The sequence below is a fragment of the Nibrella saemangeumensis genome (genome assembly GCF_039541915.1).
Classification (GTDB): Bacteria; Bacteroidota; Bacteroidia; order Cytophagales; family Spirosomataceae; genus Nibrella; species Nibrella saemangeumensis.
Genome location: NZ_BAABHD010000075.1, coordinates 43,785 through 58,221, shown reverse-complemented (window position 1 = coordinate 58,221; position 14,437 = coordinate 43,785). Strand labels below are relative to the sequence as shown.

Sequence of the window (14,437 nt, the reverse complement as noted above, 5' to 3'; positions counted from 1 at the left end):
GCCAAACAGAAGGAAACTCGTGTATAACCTGCACATACAACCTGATTAAAAGTCGTCAGGCTGGTGCTATTTGGAGCTGGAGTAAAATTTATGACATATCAGATAACGTTCAGGCGGTACTTAAGGTAAGTCTCAGCCAGTATAGCTATCTTTTTCGTATCAGGTACGCGTATCCGTGCCTCCTGAATACGAGAAGCCGGTAAGCGCTTTATTTTGTTGAATAATGTCTGGTAGTACGAGTAGGCCAGATAAACCCCCATACGGGCACCGCGGGGCAGGTTCAGGATACCCAGGTAGGCTTCATCGAAATCCCGCTGAATGTCTTCTTCGATTAAATGCTTGGCATCACGACTGAAATCGCTGAAATCAACTCCGGGAAAGTACACACGGCCCCGGTCTACATAGTCACTTTTAAGGTCGCGCAGAAAATTTACTTTCTGAAAAGCGGACCCAAGTTTACGAGCAGGTTCTTTCAGGCGTTCATACATACTTACGTCTCCTTCACAAAATACCTTGAGGCACATCAGTCCGACCACCTCGGCCGATCCATAAATATACTCCTGGTATCCGACTGCATCATAATCCTGGCAATAGAGATCCATCTCCATACTTTTCAGGAATGCCTCAATTAACCCATAATCAATGTTGTACTCTTTAACAACAAGTTGAAACGACTGCAGAATGGGATTCAGGCTAATGCCTTCTTCCAGTGCCAGATACGTGTCTTTTTTAAAGCGCTCGAATAAGGTTTTCTGGTCATAGTCGAAGAAGGTGTCCACAATTTCGTCAGCGTAGCGAACAAAGCCATAGATGCCGTAAATGGGCAGGTGAAAACGCCGGTCAAGCGTTTTGATGCCCAGGGTGAAAGAGGTGCTGTAATGCTCCGTAATTAGTTTACTGCATTCCAGCGCCGTTTGATTAAATAATGCCATCATACCCAAAAAGTGTTACTACGCCTGGCTCGTTTGGGGAGTCAGTGGTTTATTAGGTTTCAAGTGGTTACTCGCAAAATCCTTCGCAACTTCATCCGCCACAACCAATCCCGAAATCAGCGAAGGAGGTACACCCGGCCCTGGTACAGTAAGCTGGCCTGTGTAAAACAGGTTGTTTAACCTTTTGTTTTTCAGGCCCGGCTTCAGAAACGCGGTCTGAAACAGCGTGTTAGCCAGCCCATAGGCATTTCCCCGGAACGCATTATAATCGGTTTTAAAGTCCCGATGTGCATAGCTTCGCTTGTATATCAGATGGTTACGAATAGTTACACCTGTATACGTCTCAAGCCGATCCATGACCAGATTAAAATAATGCTCCCGGGTTTCTTCGGGGTCATCTAAATCGGGGGCCACGGGTATCAGAATAAACAAATTCTCACAATCGGGGGGTGCCACGCCGGGATCAGTAACCGACGGAGCCGAAACGTAGAACAGTGGGCGGCTGGGCCAGCGGGGCGTTTCATAAATCTCCTGCGCATGGAGCGTAAAATCTTCATCAAAGAACAGGTTATGGTGTCGCAGACGCGGCACCCGCTTGTTTACTCCCAGATAGAACAACAGCGACGAGGGTGCCATAACCCGTTTTTGCCAGTAGGTATCGCTATAGTTACGAAATTCAGCGTCAACCAGATTGGTCTCGACATGATTGTAATCCGCCCCGGCCACCACCACATCAGCGGCAAAAGACCCCTTATCCGTAATCACCCGCCGGGCCGACCGGCCAACAACCTCAATATGCTCTACCGTATGATTTAGCAGAATCTGCACACCTTTCTCCTCTGCCAGGCTAACCATACCCTTTACAATCTCATGCATACCTCCCATCGGATACCAGGTGCCCATGGTCATTTCGGCATAATTCATCAGGCTGTACATGGCTGGTGTATTCTCCGGCGTAGCACCCAGAAACAGAATTGGGAACTCCACTAACTGAAGCAGCTTAGAATTACTGAAAAACTTGCGGACGTGACTGGCAAACGATTGAAAGACATCGAGCCGCAGGACATCATACAACAGGCGCGGACTCATAAATTCGGTAATAGAGCGGCTGGGCTTCCAGACGAACTTGTGGATACCCACCTCATACTTATAGGCAGCCTGCCGCAAAAACTCGTCGAGCCGACCTCCGCTACCGGGCTCAATACTCTCAAACAGTTGTTTTAGCTGATTAAAATCAGCGGGGAGGTCAATGGCGTCATCAGGACCGAAAATAACCGAGTAAGATGGGTCTAGCCGGACCAGATTGTAGTAATCAGACGGCTTTTTACCGAATCGGGCGAAGTAGGTTTCAAACACATCAGGCATCCAGTACCAGCTCGGCCCCATATCGAAGGTAAAGCCCTCGGCCTGGAAAATTCTGGCCCGTCCGCCGGGCATTTCATTTTTTTCGAAAATGGTTACGGCAAAGCCTTTATCGGCCAGGCTGGTTGCGGCCGATAGACCGGCAAAGCCTGATCCAATGACAATAATACGTTTTGGTTGACTCATTTACAGGTACAAATACGGGCGGGGGTGTATACGTTTGGCTAAAAACCAAAAAAGTTAGACGGAAACCATCTAACTTTTCGGAACCTTCCTCTTTTTTAACCAAAAACTACTCAATCATATCTACGATCGCCGGAGCGATTTGGATTGCCTGGTGCTTAGACGTTGAGATGGGCATAAACCTTCAACTTGTCTTTCAGTTCTTTACGTGCAATATGGATACGATTTTTCACAGTACCAATAGGTATGTCCAATTTTGCCGCAATTTCATGATATTTAAATCCCCGGAAGTGCATCATAAACGGAGTGCGGTAGGTTTCATCCAGTCCGTTAACCGCACGGTTGATATCTTCCTGAGCAAAGGTTGAGTAAGCTGTATTATCGGTGCTGCTATCCAGCGAGTTAATGTAATGTAAATTATCGGTTGTATCGATGAAGGTATTCTTACGAACCATACGCTGATAGTTAGTAATGAATGTATTCTTCATAATGGTGTACAACCAGGCTTTCAGGTTTGTACCGTCCGTATACTTATCCCGATTGGTAAAAGCTTTCAACAGCGTGTCTTGTAACAAGTCGTTGGCATCTTCCACATCCTTCGTCAGCCGGAGAGCGAATGGCCGTAACGACTTCGACACTTTGCCAATATGATAGGTGAATTCAAGCGCTGTCATGGTTGTATCTATTTTTGTTGAACCAAATTTATACAGGACTTAAACAAAAAAGCAACCAATCCTGCCAATTTTTTTTTCCTGAATACCGTTTCACCCCCAAAAACGTCAATTTCAGCTGTTTAAATATGCGTTTTATTTGTAAACGGCCCAACAATTTGTTGAGGTGTTGATCTCAAAGTGTGGAATTTTCCCCACACACTGTGGAATGTGTCCTTCAACTTCTGTTTAACTATTCCTCGCTAAAACATAAACAAGTTCTAATGTCGTTCTAATAATTTTTGGTGAAAAAGCTAAACATAGGGGTAAGTCAGCCGTTTAAATTGCAACAATGTTGCGAATAAGCAGTAATTTTGTGCTTACCATTGATAATTACCCTGTTTACATGTCGCTTTTCCGAATTTTTGTGTGGCTTTTTGGAGTGTGGACTGTATTCCCCACCTGGGCACAGTCAACCTGCCACTGTTTTGTGAAAGGCGTTGTGCTGGATAAGGACTCTCGCCAGCCCATTCCAGGTGCTACCGTCCTGATCAAAGAAACAGGTCAGGGTACCGTGACCGACATTAACGGCGCTTACCGGCTTGACCAGCTTTGTCAGGGTCAATACACCTTGCTCAGCCGGATTGTCGGCTACAAAGAAGTTCAGCAGTCTATTAAACTTGATCATCCCGATACTGCTGAACAGCAGGACTTGCTGCTGCCGGAAGAGGTTATTCACTTGAACAACGTCAATGTAACGGCCCAACGCACCGATGCCCTTAACAGCCAGACTATCGCCAGCCTTGAAGGCCGGAACCTGGAGCAAACCCGTGGACAGTCACTGGGCGATGCGCTACGGGCGATCAGTGGGGTCACTACCCTGCAAACGGGGGCAAACATAACCAAGCCGGTAATTCACGGAATGCACAGCAATCGGGTGCTGATCCTGAATAACGGCATCCGGCAGGAAGGTCAGCAGTGGGGCTCAGAACATGCCCCTGAGATTGACCCGTTTGTAGCTAACCGGGTTACCGTTATTAAAGGTGCCTCAGGAGTGCGCTACGGTTCCGATGCCATTGGAGGGGTCGTGCTGGTAGAACCTGCCCCACTACCTACCCAGCCTGGCTTACACGGATCGCTAAATATGGTTGGCTTCACCAATGGCCGTCAGGGGGTAGCCTCGCTGCAAACCGAAGGGGCTTTTGGTAAGGCAAGTGCATTTGGCTGGCGGCTACAGGGTACGTTGAAACGGGGCGGTAATCTGCAAACCCCGGCCTATTATCTGGATAATACCGGCCTGGCTGAGCAAAATTTTTCGGCCTCCGTCGGTTACCGAACCGGAAGCTGGCGTAATGAATTATTTTACAGCCGCTTTAATTCCAGAATTGGTATTTTCTCCGGCTCTCATATCGGCAGCCTCACTGACCTGCAGCAGGTACTGGAGACCAGACAGCCACTGGTAAAGACCAGCTTCAGCTATAAGATCGGGCGTCCGTACCAGCAGATTCAGCATGATTTGCTGAAGTGGAAAACAACCCTGAAGCCCTCCGCAGGTGGAGAATGGACCTTTACACTGGCGCGGCAGTTCGACGACCGCAGGGAGTATGATCTGCACCGGCCACGCAACGACTCCCTCGCCGGACTTAACCGTCCTGAACTCCGCTTCCGGCTTACCACCTACACCGGCGACCTGGCGTATACCCACCGCCCTTTTGGCAAGCTGAGTGGTGCCGCCGGCATCAGCGGTCTGTATCAATTTAATATCATGAACGGCCGGCCGCTGATTCCTAATTTCCGTCTGTACAATACAGGGTTATTCTGGATTGAGAAGCTGCGCATCGGTAAGTGGGAGTGGGAAGCGGGTCTGCGTTACGACCTGCGCCATATGCAGGCATTCTGGTATGTTAACGGCGTGCTGGACCAGCCGGTTTTCATATTTAACTCCGGCTCCGGAACGCTGGGCACGACGTATTCGGTGCAGGAGAAATGGCAGTTACGCTTCAATGCCGGAACTGCCTGGCGGGCCCCGAACGTCAGTGAATTGTTCAGCGAAGGGGTGCATCATGGCGCAGCGGCCTACGAACAGGGTGACATTACCCTTCGACCAGAAATGGCTTATAATTATAGTTTGAGCAGTGACTATCAGGGTCAGCGGGTGCAGGCTGAGGTGAACATTTTTTATAACTCCATCCGCAACTATATCTATTTGAAGCCACAGGAAACACCAATTTTAACCATCCGGGGTGCCTTTCCTTATTTCCGCTATACACAGACTGATGCCCTTTACACCGGCTTTGATGCAACAGTGAACGTAAAATTGCTCGCAGGCCTCAACTGGACCACCAAGCCATCTTACCTGTACGTACAGGATGTACGGCAAAACCAGTCCATCGTGATGATACCACCCAACCGTTGGGAAAACGCTCTTCGTTATGAACTAGCCAAAGCGGGCGGGTTTCGGGATGCGTACCTAAGTATGGGCAATCTGTCGGTTGCACGTCAGAACCGGGTGCCGGCCAACAGCGATTTTATGCCCCCCCCACCAGGCTATAGCCTATGGAACTTATCAGCGGGCGGTATGCTGCCGCTGAGTGAACATCAGCAGTTGGAGCTTGGCGTGACGGTAACGAATCTGTTCGACGTTACCTACCGCGATTACCTGAACCGTTTCCGGTATTTTGCTGATGAGTTAGGCCGGAATCTTTCGGTGCGGGTTAAATGGCAGTTTTAAATTTTGTTATAGTAAAAATCGAGCGGGTTGGGGTACCTGAATTTATAGCTAGTAACCTCGCTGAGTTTCTTACTGCTGACTATTTTGTACGGAATAAATTTGTCTGATTCTATAAACATTGGCAAGGCATATCCAAAATCTGCACAACTTCGCCTGTAAATTTCCTCGCGGGTCGGGTGCTCCGGCGCTACTACGTTGAATACTCCGGTTAACTGCTGCTTTATAACTGCAGTAATAATTCCTACTGCATCATCGCGATGGATATAATTGACGGGCACAGCGCCACTATCTACGGTTTTGCCGGCGATGTATTTAGCCGGAATACGGTCGTAGCCCATCAGGCCGCCACAGCGTAAGATGGTAGTTTGCTGTTCCGGCGTCAGGCTTTGTACCAGTTGTTCCGCCTGCACCAGGGCCGGAGCCGCCGACTGCTCCACACGTATGACATCCTCTTCTGTTACTTCCCGATTCAGTTCCGGGTAGACCGAGGTAGAGCTTATATACAGAACCCGCCTAACCGGAGATTGCCGTACTGCTTGAACAACCGCCTGTACCTGGTCCGGATGAAATGCCTCACCAAACCGGCCGGCTTTGGGCGGTATATCGATCAACAGGATATCGGCGCTGAGCAGCGCTGCCAAATTTCCCTGCGGTTCAGGGGTAAGCTGTATTTGATAAGCGTCAATACCTTTGGCATTCAGCAACGGCAGCTTTTCGGCCGATGTAGTGCTGCCTTTTACGGTATAGCCATCGCTGATGAGCTTTTCAGCCAGCGGTAGTCCCAGCCAGCCGCACCCCAGTATACTGATTGTCGTGTGCATAGGCTGCAAAAGTAAAAAAGCCGCAGCTTTGGCCACGGCTTTTTTCAAGTATGTATTCGATTAACAATTACCAGACGCGAATCCGGTCTTCCGGCGCTTTGTACATCTTGTCGCCCGGCTGAACGTTAAACGCCCGGTACCAGGCATCAATATTCGAGACGGGTCCATTGCAGCGGTAACGACCCGGCGAGTGCGGATCCGTCAGAATCAGCTGAGCCTGTGTTTCAGGTAATACATTTGCCCGCCAGACTTGCGCCCACGACAGGAAGAACCGCTGGTCGGGCGTAAAGTCGTTGATCTTCTCAGTAGACTGCCCTTGCTTGGTCTTTTTGAAGGCATCATAAGCGATAGCCAGACCGCCTAAATCGGCCAGATTCTCGCCCAGGGTCAGGCGGCCGTTTACACTCAGGGTATCCAGCACTTTATAGCCGAAGAACTGAGCTACTACCTTATCAGCTCGCTGCTTGAAATTATCAGCATCTTCTTTGGTCCACCAGTCGCGCAGGGTACCGTCGGCATCGTACTGGCGACCAGAATCGTCAAAACCGTGCGTCATCTCGTGTCCGATTACAGCACCAATACCACCATAGTTGATGGCGTCATCGGCTTCCGCATCGAAAAACGGAAATTGCAGGATACCCGCCGGGAAGGCAATTTCATTATTGACCGGGTTGTAATAGGCATTGATGGTTGGTGGTGTCATACCCCAGCGGGTACGGTCAACCGGTTGGCCCAGGCGAGTGACATTGTAGTTGTAAGCCCACTTGCGCGCACTCTTTACATTTCCGTAGAAGTCGTTGCGTTTGATGGTTACGCCTTCGTAGGTTTCCCACTTATCCGGGTAGCCAATCTTCCGCTTAAACGAAGTCAGTTTACCTAAGGCTCGCTTCTTGGTCTCAGGGCTCATCCAATCCAGACCGTTGATATGCTCTTTGAACGACGCTTCCAGGTTATCCACCAGTTTGACCATGCGCTCCTTCGCTTCCGGTTTGAAGTACGTTTGCACGTACAACTGACCCAGCAACTCACCTAACTGACGGTCAACGAGACCACTCACACGCTCCCAGCGGGGTGTCTGTACTTTCTGGCCCGTTAGTACCTTGCTAAACTCAAAGTTCTGTTTCACAAACGGGCTGCTCAGGTAAGGCGCAGCATCAGACACGATGTTCCATTTCATGTAGGTCTTCCAGTCGGCAACAGGCGTAGCGCTTAGCAGGCTATCGACAGAGCGGAAAAACCTGGGATTGCTGACCAGAATGGTATCCTGCTTTTTGGCCCCAAACTGGTCTAAAATCCGGTTCCAGCTGAGGGTTGGTGTCGTTTTGGAAAAATCCGTTACCGTAAACTTATTGTAGGTCTTCTGCGGGTCGCGCATTTCTACCCGGCTCATCTGTGCCTGAGCCAATGCAGTTTCCAGCCGCAGTACGGTAGCCGCGCTTTGGGTAGCCTGCTGGGGTGTCTCACCAAGCAGCGCAAACATCTTGGTTAGGTGATCGCGGTAAGCATCGCGTACCTGACGACTGCGAGCGTCGTTTTTCAGGTAATAATCGCGGTCGGGAAGGGTAGTACCGCCTTGTCCAAGTTGAGGAATGTATTTATTAACGTTCCGGCGGTCCTGGCTGACACCAAAGCCAAACAGCATACCATTACCCTGAGTACGCTGGTAAGCCATTTCGTCTAGTACACTATTCAGGTCTATTAAGGCATCAATGCGGGCCAGTTCGGGCTTAATAGGCGTATAACCTGATTTCTCAATGGTTACGCTATCCATACCGCTGGCGTAATAGTCACCAACCATTTGCTGCAAACGGCCTTTGCTGGTGTTTTTGCCAGCATCTTCGAGCAGACTCTTCAGAGCCTGGGCGCTTTTATCGCGCAGCTCGTGAAAACTTCCCCAACTGGTTTTGGAGGCTGGTACCGGATTCTTCTTGAGCCAGTTACCGTTGGCGTAGGTGTAAAAATCATCGCCGGGCTTTACGCTCAAATCCATGTTATCCCGGTCAATAAACTTCTTTTTAGGATCTTTGTCCGGGGGCGTCATGGACAGCATCCCCACGGACAGCACAGCCACAGCTAAAATTGTGGTTTGTTTATTCATGTTGTGATGAAATTTGGGTAAAAGGCAATTAATCTACAAAAGTAATAGATTTTACCCATTTTTCAACCATTAATCCGGCTTAACCACACCCGGCATAGCTGGTTTGAAGTCGGTCACGTATGTACCGGTTTTAAACTGGTCGAAGGGCTCTTTATTATGGTAGTTACCAGCGAAGTAGGTAATTACCTGATGAAAAATCCGAGGTTCCATATAGCCCGCCACCGGCTGAATAAGCTGGAACTGCTCATCCATAAATACGGTGCTGGGGTAGCTCAGCTTGTTTTGCAGCAACCCAGCGGCCAGTTCATGAACACCGCTGCTGCCCGAAGCCATGTATTTAAACGTATGCTCCCCTAACGTAATATCTTCCCGTTGTTCGGCGTTCAGTTTAACCGGGTAGAAGTTTTCGTTGACAAAATCGATAATGGCCGGGGCGGTAAAGGTATTTTTATCCATGACCTTGCACCAGCCGCACCAGTTGGTGTATACATCAATAACAAACTTCTTCGGGTTCTTTTTATTCAGCGCGTAGGCTTCCTCAATCGTCAGCCATTTGATCTTTTTGGCACCTGGTGCAGAATTGCTCTGGCTATACGAAGCCGATACGGTGAACAGCAGGGCAAGGGCAAAGAGGAAGATACGATTCATAATAAGATCCATCGGTTATTTTTTATTAACGAAATATACAACCTTTAGTCTATACTATTACCCTACTTTATTGGAATAGCAACTTTACTTAGATTGTTGATACCAGTAGCTTTCCGGTTATATTTACTACCATCATTATAGCCTTTTGCTTTTCTAATGAGACGCTATATTCTAATACACGGCTACGTTGAGGACCCTACTATTTTCGATCCATTAGTACCACACCTGCCGCCGGGCGAAACACTCCGCCTATCATTGAAGGACGAATTTGCTGAGTGGAAACCCCAGGAACCCATTAATGCCTTGTCGCTGGCCCGCTACCTGAGCGGCAAATATTGCATTACGGACCAGGACGTAGTCATCGGCCACTCAATGGGCGGCTGGATTGCTATACAGATTAAAAGTTTAAACGGCGCTACGGTTGTACAAATCGGGTCGTATACTAATCAGCTTAAAGTGACCTTTCCCGTCAAAAATATCAGACTCCTGAAATGGATGGCAAAGCTGGGTATGGGCCAAAGCGCCCTGTTTGTAAACTGGGTTAAGAAAACGTATCCGTTTGACGAAACTCGTGCGTTATATACTGCCTTGCTGGAGGGAATGCGTAAAATGGACCGTACCTATATTTATCAGCAGCTTTTAGTATTATTTGCACCGGTGCCTCCGTTGACCGTCACCCCGGATCTGCGAATACACAATTGCCGGGATAATATTGTGGCTGCGCCCGATGAACCCTATGTGGACGTACCGGGGGACCATTTTTGCCTGGTATTCCACCCCGAAACTGTGGCAGTACCGATCCGGTCGCTACTGGAGCAAAAACAAACCGCTTTACACACTTCCAACCACTAATTGCATATGCACAAAGTATTTTCTGGTATTGCCCTTGTAGCCATAACCTGCTTAGCTGCCTCCTGCAGCCAGAATACCGAAACAGCCGGCAACACTCAGCCTGATAGCGCCGGAATTTTAAGCTCCGACAGCTTAGGTAAACACATCGCTGTGCTGTCATCCGATGAATATCAGGGTCGCAAGCCATTTACCGAAGGTGAAACCAAAACTATTAACTACCTGAAGGCGCAGTTTGCAGCCGCTGGTGCTGAACCGGGCAACGGCGACAGCTATTTTCAGGATGTACCGATGGTGAACATTGCCACCGAGGCCGCGCCAACCATGCAGGTGCAAGGGCCCAAAGGCAGTTTTCAGCTAAAGGGATACGACGACTACGTCATCTGGACCAACAAAACCAACCCAACTATTACGCTGGACAAAGCGGAACTGGTCTTTGCCGGTTACGGTGTGGTAGCGCCGGAATACAACTGGAACGACTACGCTGGTCTGGACGTAAAAGGCAAAGTCGTGCTGGTACTGGTGAACGATCCCGGCTATGGCTCAGGCGACTCTACGCTGTTTAAAGGTAAAACGATGACCTACTACGGCCGCTGGACTTATAAGTTTGAAGAAGCCGCCCGACAGGGTGCCAAAGGCTGCCTGATTGTGCATAACACAGCAGCCGCCAGCTACCCGTTCAGCGTGGTGCAGAACAACTGGAACGGCTCACGGCTACAACTGGACAACCGGGGCAAAAACATACCGAACTGCGATGTCATCGGATGGGTATCCGAACCAACCGCCAATCGGCTGCTGACGTCTGCCGGCATGGATGCATCGCTGCTGACCAAAGCCAAACAGCGGGGTTTTAAATCGGTGCCCCTGAACGTGAACCTGTCGACGAGCATGAAAGTGAAGGCGACTTACGACAAATCACACAACGTAATTGCCAAAATCACCGGCTCGACCAAGCCCGACGAGTACGTTATCTACTCCGCGCACTGGGACCACCTCGGCATCGGCAAACCCGACGAAACCGGTGATTCAATCTATAATGGAGCCATAGATAACGCCAGCGCAACGGCCGGTCTTCTGGAACTGGCACGGGCATTTAAGAACACAAATCCTAAACCGGAGCGGACCATTATTTTTCTGGCGGTCACGGCGGAAGAACAGGGGCTTTTAGGGTCAAACTACTACGCCGAGAACCCGGTGTATCCGCTGGATAAAACGGTGGCCAACATCAACATGGACGGGCTGAATGCTTTTGACAAGACCAAAGACATCATTGTTGTCGGTAGCGGGCAGTCGGAACTCGAAGACATTCTGGCCGAGGAGGCGAAAAAGGCTGGCCGCTATCTGGCGATTGATTCGCATCCGGAAGCCGGTTACTATTACCGCTCCGACCACTTCAACTTTGCCAAAGTAGGCGTTCCGGCGCTGTATACAGAAACGGGTACCGACGTAGAGGGAAAAGGCAAGGAATATGGAGCAAAACTCGCCGACGAATACCGCGAGAAACACTACCACCGCCCCTCCGACGAATACGACCCTAAAACCTGGACCCTGGCCGGAGCCGTTGAAGACCTGAAACTCATGTTCGAAGTTGGCAAGCGTTTAGCCTCTGGCGACAAATTACCGCAATGGAAGCAGGGATCGGAGTTTAAAGCTATTCGGGAGAAAACAGTGTCCGCTAACCAGTAGCCGCTCATTGCGTCGATTCATCCGGGATGAACGACAGCAAATCGCGCAGGCTGCCCAGTTGCACAAAGGATTTGCCGATTAACTGCTCTTCGTTGACTTTTTCGTGCCCCCAGGTGATCTGGTAAGGCACATACACCGCTTTCGCTCCGATATGTACCACCGGCAGTATATCGGAGCGGAGCGAGTTACCCACCATCATAAACTCATCGTTCTGCAAGCCATACCGCTTGATAATGCGCTGATAGGTACGCTCATCCTTCTCGCTGACGATCTCCATATGATGAAAGTATGAACCCAATCCCGATCGGGCAATCTTGCTCTCCTGGTCGAACAGGTCGCCTTTAGTCAGGATCATCAATTCGTAGCGATGGGCCAGGGAGTCGAGCACGTCGCGGACGCCGTCCAGCAGTTCAATTGGGAAGTCGAGCAGTTGTTTGCCGGTGTCAATAATCTGCTGAATCTCCTTTCCAGTTACCTCTCCGTTCGTTAGTTCGATAGCGGTTTCGATCATGGAGAGTATATACCCCTTAGCCCCGTAACCGAACAGCTTCAGGTTAGTGATTTGCGTCTTGTAGAAGTGCTTCGAAATCGTTTCGGCATCAATGTGTGCTTCCAGAATGGTGTGAATCTTCTTCTCAACGTCTATATAATTCGGCTCATTGACCCAGAGCGTATCGTCCGCGTCGAAGGCAATGATTTTGAGATTACTGATTAATGCTGATGTGGTGTTTATGGCCAATGACATGTGTAATATAGAATTTTGGCTACAGCGTTTCGCCTGCTAATCAAATATGGACTGCTGGTATTCGCATCTGGCCACATAATGGCCTTGGAAATATACGTTGAATTGAGCGGTCGAACAGATATCCAAAAACCCAATTCGTTTTGGTTCACAGCCAGATTTATACTGCCAAACACTAGAACGCATCAACTCATACCCGTCACGATAAGAGTCAGGTTGACCTAGCATTGCCAGGACCTTTTGTTTATCTTTTCCGATTAACTTCTTATTACTGATCAAATCATCCTTGTACTGGTAGCGGTCTTGATATTGGTGGAGCCAGGTTGTTTGATTAAATGACTGCTGAGGATAATAGGAGTCAATAAAAAGTACAATGCTAACCAGTAGGAGCAGAAGAAGGGGGGTAAAGGCAACCACCAGGAACCAATGTAGCACTCTATGTACCCTTCCTTTATAAACTTTTCTTAATCCCCACCCCATAAGTCTGTACATCAGATACCCTGACATTAGCGGCAGTAGAACCGGGAGGCTCCCTAAGAGGATGCCTTTAAAAAGCCCTTTGGCAATATATGTAATACCCATTCGAATTACTCTAAATTTTCGCGGCATCCACTGCCCTTACTCCCTTCTCCGCTAGCGCCTGAACACCCGTCAGTAGCGTGGCAAACCGCTCGTCTTTGGTCAGTCCTTTCTTGTACCGGCCATAAATCTGCTGAATAACCACAGCATTTTTGAAAAGTCCGAATACGTAATAGTACAAGAGGTTGGAAATGTCACGGCCGCTGCGTTCGGCGTAGCGGTTGGCAAAATCCTGGCGGGTTAAGTTGCCGGGCAGCCAGGTCAGGTTAAAGGATTTCTCGAAAGGACCATCATTGGCCTCGGCCCAGTAGGATAAGGAAGTACCCACATCCATTAGTGGGTCGCCTACGGTGGTCATTTCCCAATCCAGCACCGCGCGAATGTCGGTTAGGTCGTCGGGGTTGAGTACGACATTATCGTATTTGTAGTCGTTGTGGATGAGCGTTGGTGGGTTTTCGGTCGGCAGGGTATCTGTCAGCCAGCGGGCGAGTTGGTCCATGGTGGGCAGGTCGTCGGTCCGGGCGGCCAGGTAGCGTTTGTGCCAGCCCTCCACCTGCCGCCGGATGTACCCATCCGGCTTACCGAGGTTTATCAGGCCGGTTTGGTGAATAGCTATCGCGTGGAGATCCACCAGGTTATCAACCAAGGCTTCCGAGAGTTGCCGCATCTGTTCGGCTAGTAGGTTTAGCTTAGGCGCCATATACGCCCGCAGGATGATGCCCGGCACCCGCTCCATTACGTAAAACGGGCAGCCAAGCACCGACTCGTCTTCGCAGAACACCACCGGCTCCGGTATCTTGGTATAGCCAGCCGCTTTCAGCATCGACAGCACCCGAAACTCCCGGCCCATATCATGCCCGCCTTTTATTTCCTTCGCTCCGAACGGTGGCCGGCGCAGCACATACTCCTGCCCTTCTATTTTTAACAAATACGTCAGGTTCGAGTAGCCGCCGGGAAACTGCCCTATATCCGTTATAGTCCCAAAGCCCGGCACTTGAGTAGTCAGGTACCCTTGTAAGGCATCTTTGTCTAATTCTTCACCGGAGCGGACGGTGGTGGGGGTATCAGATTTGAGATTGGTCATGGGTGAATAGTAATTGTCGGTTTTTGTCATGCTTCCTTCGTCAGCATGACAAAAACAACATACAAAAAGGCG

General features: G+C 49.6%; 11 protein-coding genes. 3 read left to right on the top strand and 8 right to left on the bottom strand.

The genetic code is table 11. The features are described 5' to 3' along the window. Positions 1-98 precede the first annotated feature (98 nt). The 3 genes from ABD949_RS21330 to ABD949_RS21320 all read right to left on the bottom strand — a co-directional run bounded on the left by ABD949_RS21330 (position 99) and on the right by ABD949_RS21320 (position 3,151). Positions 99-935, bottom strand: coding sequence for a phytoene/squalene synthase family protein (locus ABD949_RS21330; protein ID WP_345246815.1), 837 nt, complete (start codon positions 933-935; stop codon positions 99-101). Positions 936-950: 15 nt separating this feature from the next. Continuing rightward, the gene (locus ABD949_RS21325; RefSeq protein ID WP_345246813.1) at positions 951-2,480 is read right to left on the bottom strand and encodes a phytoene desaturase family protein; all 1,530 of its coding nucleotides are present in this window, start codon (positions 2,478-2,480) and stop codon (positions 951-953) included. 155 nt (positions 2,481-2,635) lie between these two features. After that, positions 2,636-3,151, bottom strand: a complete 516-nt coding sequence (locus ABD949_RS21320) for an RNA polymerase sigma factor (protein WP_345246811.1) — start codon at positions 3,149-3,151, stop codon at positions 2,636-2,638. Positions 3,152-3,533: 382 nt separating this feature from the next. Here ABD949_RS21320 and ABD949_RS21315 point away from each other — a divergent pair, with 382 nt between their 5' ends. Continuing rightward, the gene (locus ABD949_RS21315; protein ID WP_345246809.1) at positions 3,534-5,858 is read left to right on the top strand and encodes a TonB-dependent receptor; all 2,325 of its coding nucleotides are present in this window, start codon (positions 3,534-3,536) and stop codon (positions 5,856-5,858) included. Here ABD949_RS21315 and ABD949_RS21310 read toward each other — a convergent pair. The 3 genes from ABD949_RS21310 to ABD949_RS21300 all read right to left on the bottom strand — a co-directional run bounded on the left by ABD949_RS21310 (position 5,855) and on the right by ABD949_RS21300 (position 9,425). Next, positions 5,855-6,679 carry an NAD(P)H-binding protein gene (locus ABD949_RS21310; RefSeq protein ID WP_345246807.1) on the bottom strand — a complete coding sequence of 275 codons (825 nt, stop codon included), beginning with the start codon at positions 6,677-6,679 and terminating at the stop codon, positions 5,855-5,857. The genes ABD949_RS21315 and ABD949_RS21310 overlap by 4 nt on opposite strands. Before the next feature lie 67 nt (positions 6,680-6,746). Continuing rightward, on the bottom strand, positions 6,747-8,777 hold the full coding sequence (locus ABD949_RS21305) for a M13 family metallopeptidase (RefSeq protein WP_345246805.1): 2,031 nt from the start codon (positions 8,775-8,777) through the stop codon (positions 6,747-6,749). Between the two features lie 69 nt (positions 8,778-8,846). Continuing rightward, positions 8,847-9,425: a thioredoxin family protein gene (locus tag ABD949_RS21300; protein WP_345246803.1), complete on the bottom strand. Its 579-nt coding sequence runs from the start codon at positions 9,423-9,425 to the stop codon at positions 8,847-8,849. Positions 9,426-9,581: 156 nt separating this feature from the next. Between ABD949_RS21300 and ABD949_RS21295 the strand changes: the two genes are divergently transcribed. Together ABD949_RS21295 and ABD949_RS21290 are read left to right on the top strand one after the other, a co-directional pair. After that, positions 9,582-10,277, top strand: a complete 696-nt coding sequence (locus ABD949_RS21295) for a lipase family protein (protein WP_345246801.1) — start codon at positions 9,582-9,584, stop codon at positions 10,275-10,277. 6 nt (positions 10,278-10,283) lie between these two features. Further along, a complete protein-coding gene (locus tag ABD949_RS21290) occupies positions 10,284-11,960 on the top strand; it encodes a M28 family metallopeptidase (protein WP_345246799.1) in 1,677 nt (558 codons plus the stop codon). A 4-nt stretch (positions 11,961-11,964) separates the two neighbouring features. Here ABD949_RS21290 and ABD949_RS21285 read toward each other — a convergent pair whose 3' ends face one another. After that, positions 11,965-12,705: an HAD family hydrolase gene (locus ABD949_RS21285; protein ID WP_345246797.1), complete on the bottom strand. Its 741-nt coding sequence runs from the start codon at positions 12,703-12,705 to the stop codon at positions 11,965-11,967. A gap of 589 nt (positions 12,706-13,294) precedes the next feature. After that, positions 13,295-14,395, bottom strand: coding sequence for a phosphotransferase family protein (locus ABD949_RS21280; RefSeq protein ID WP_425576786.1), 1,101 nt, complete (start codon positions 14,393-14,395; stop codon positions 13,295-13,297). Positions 14,396-14,437: the final 42 nt, after the last annotated feature.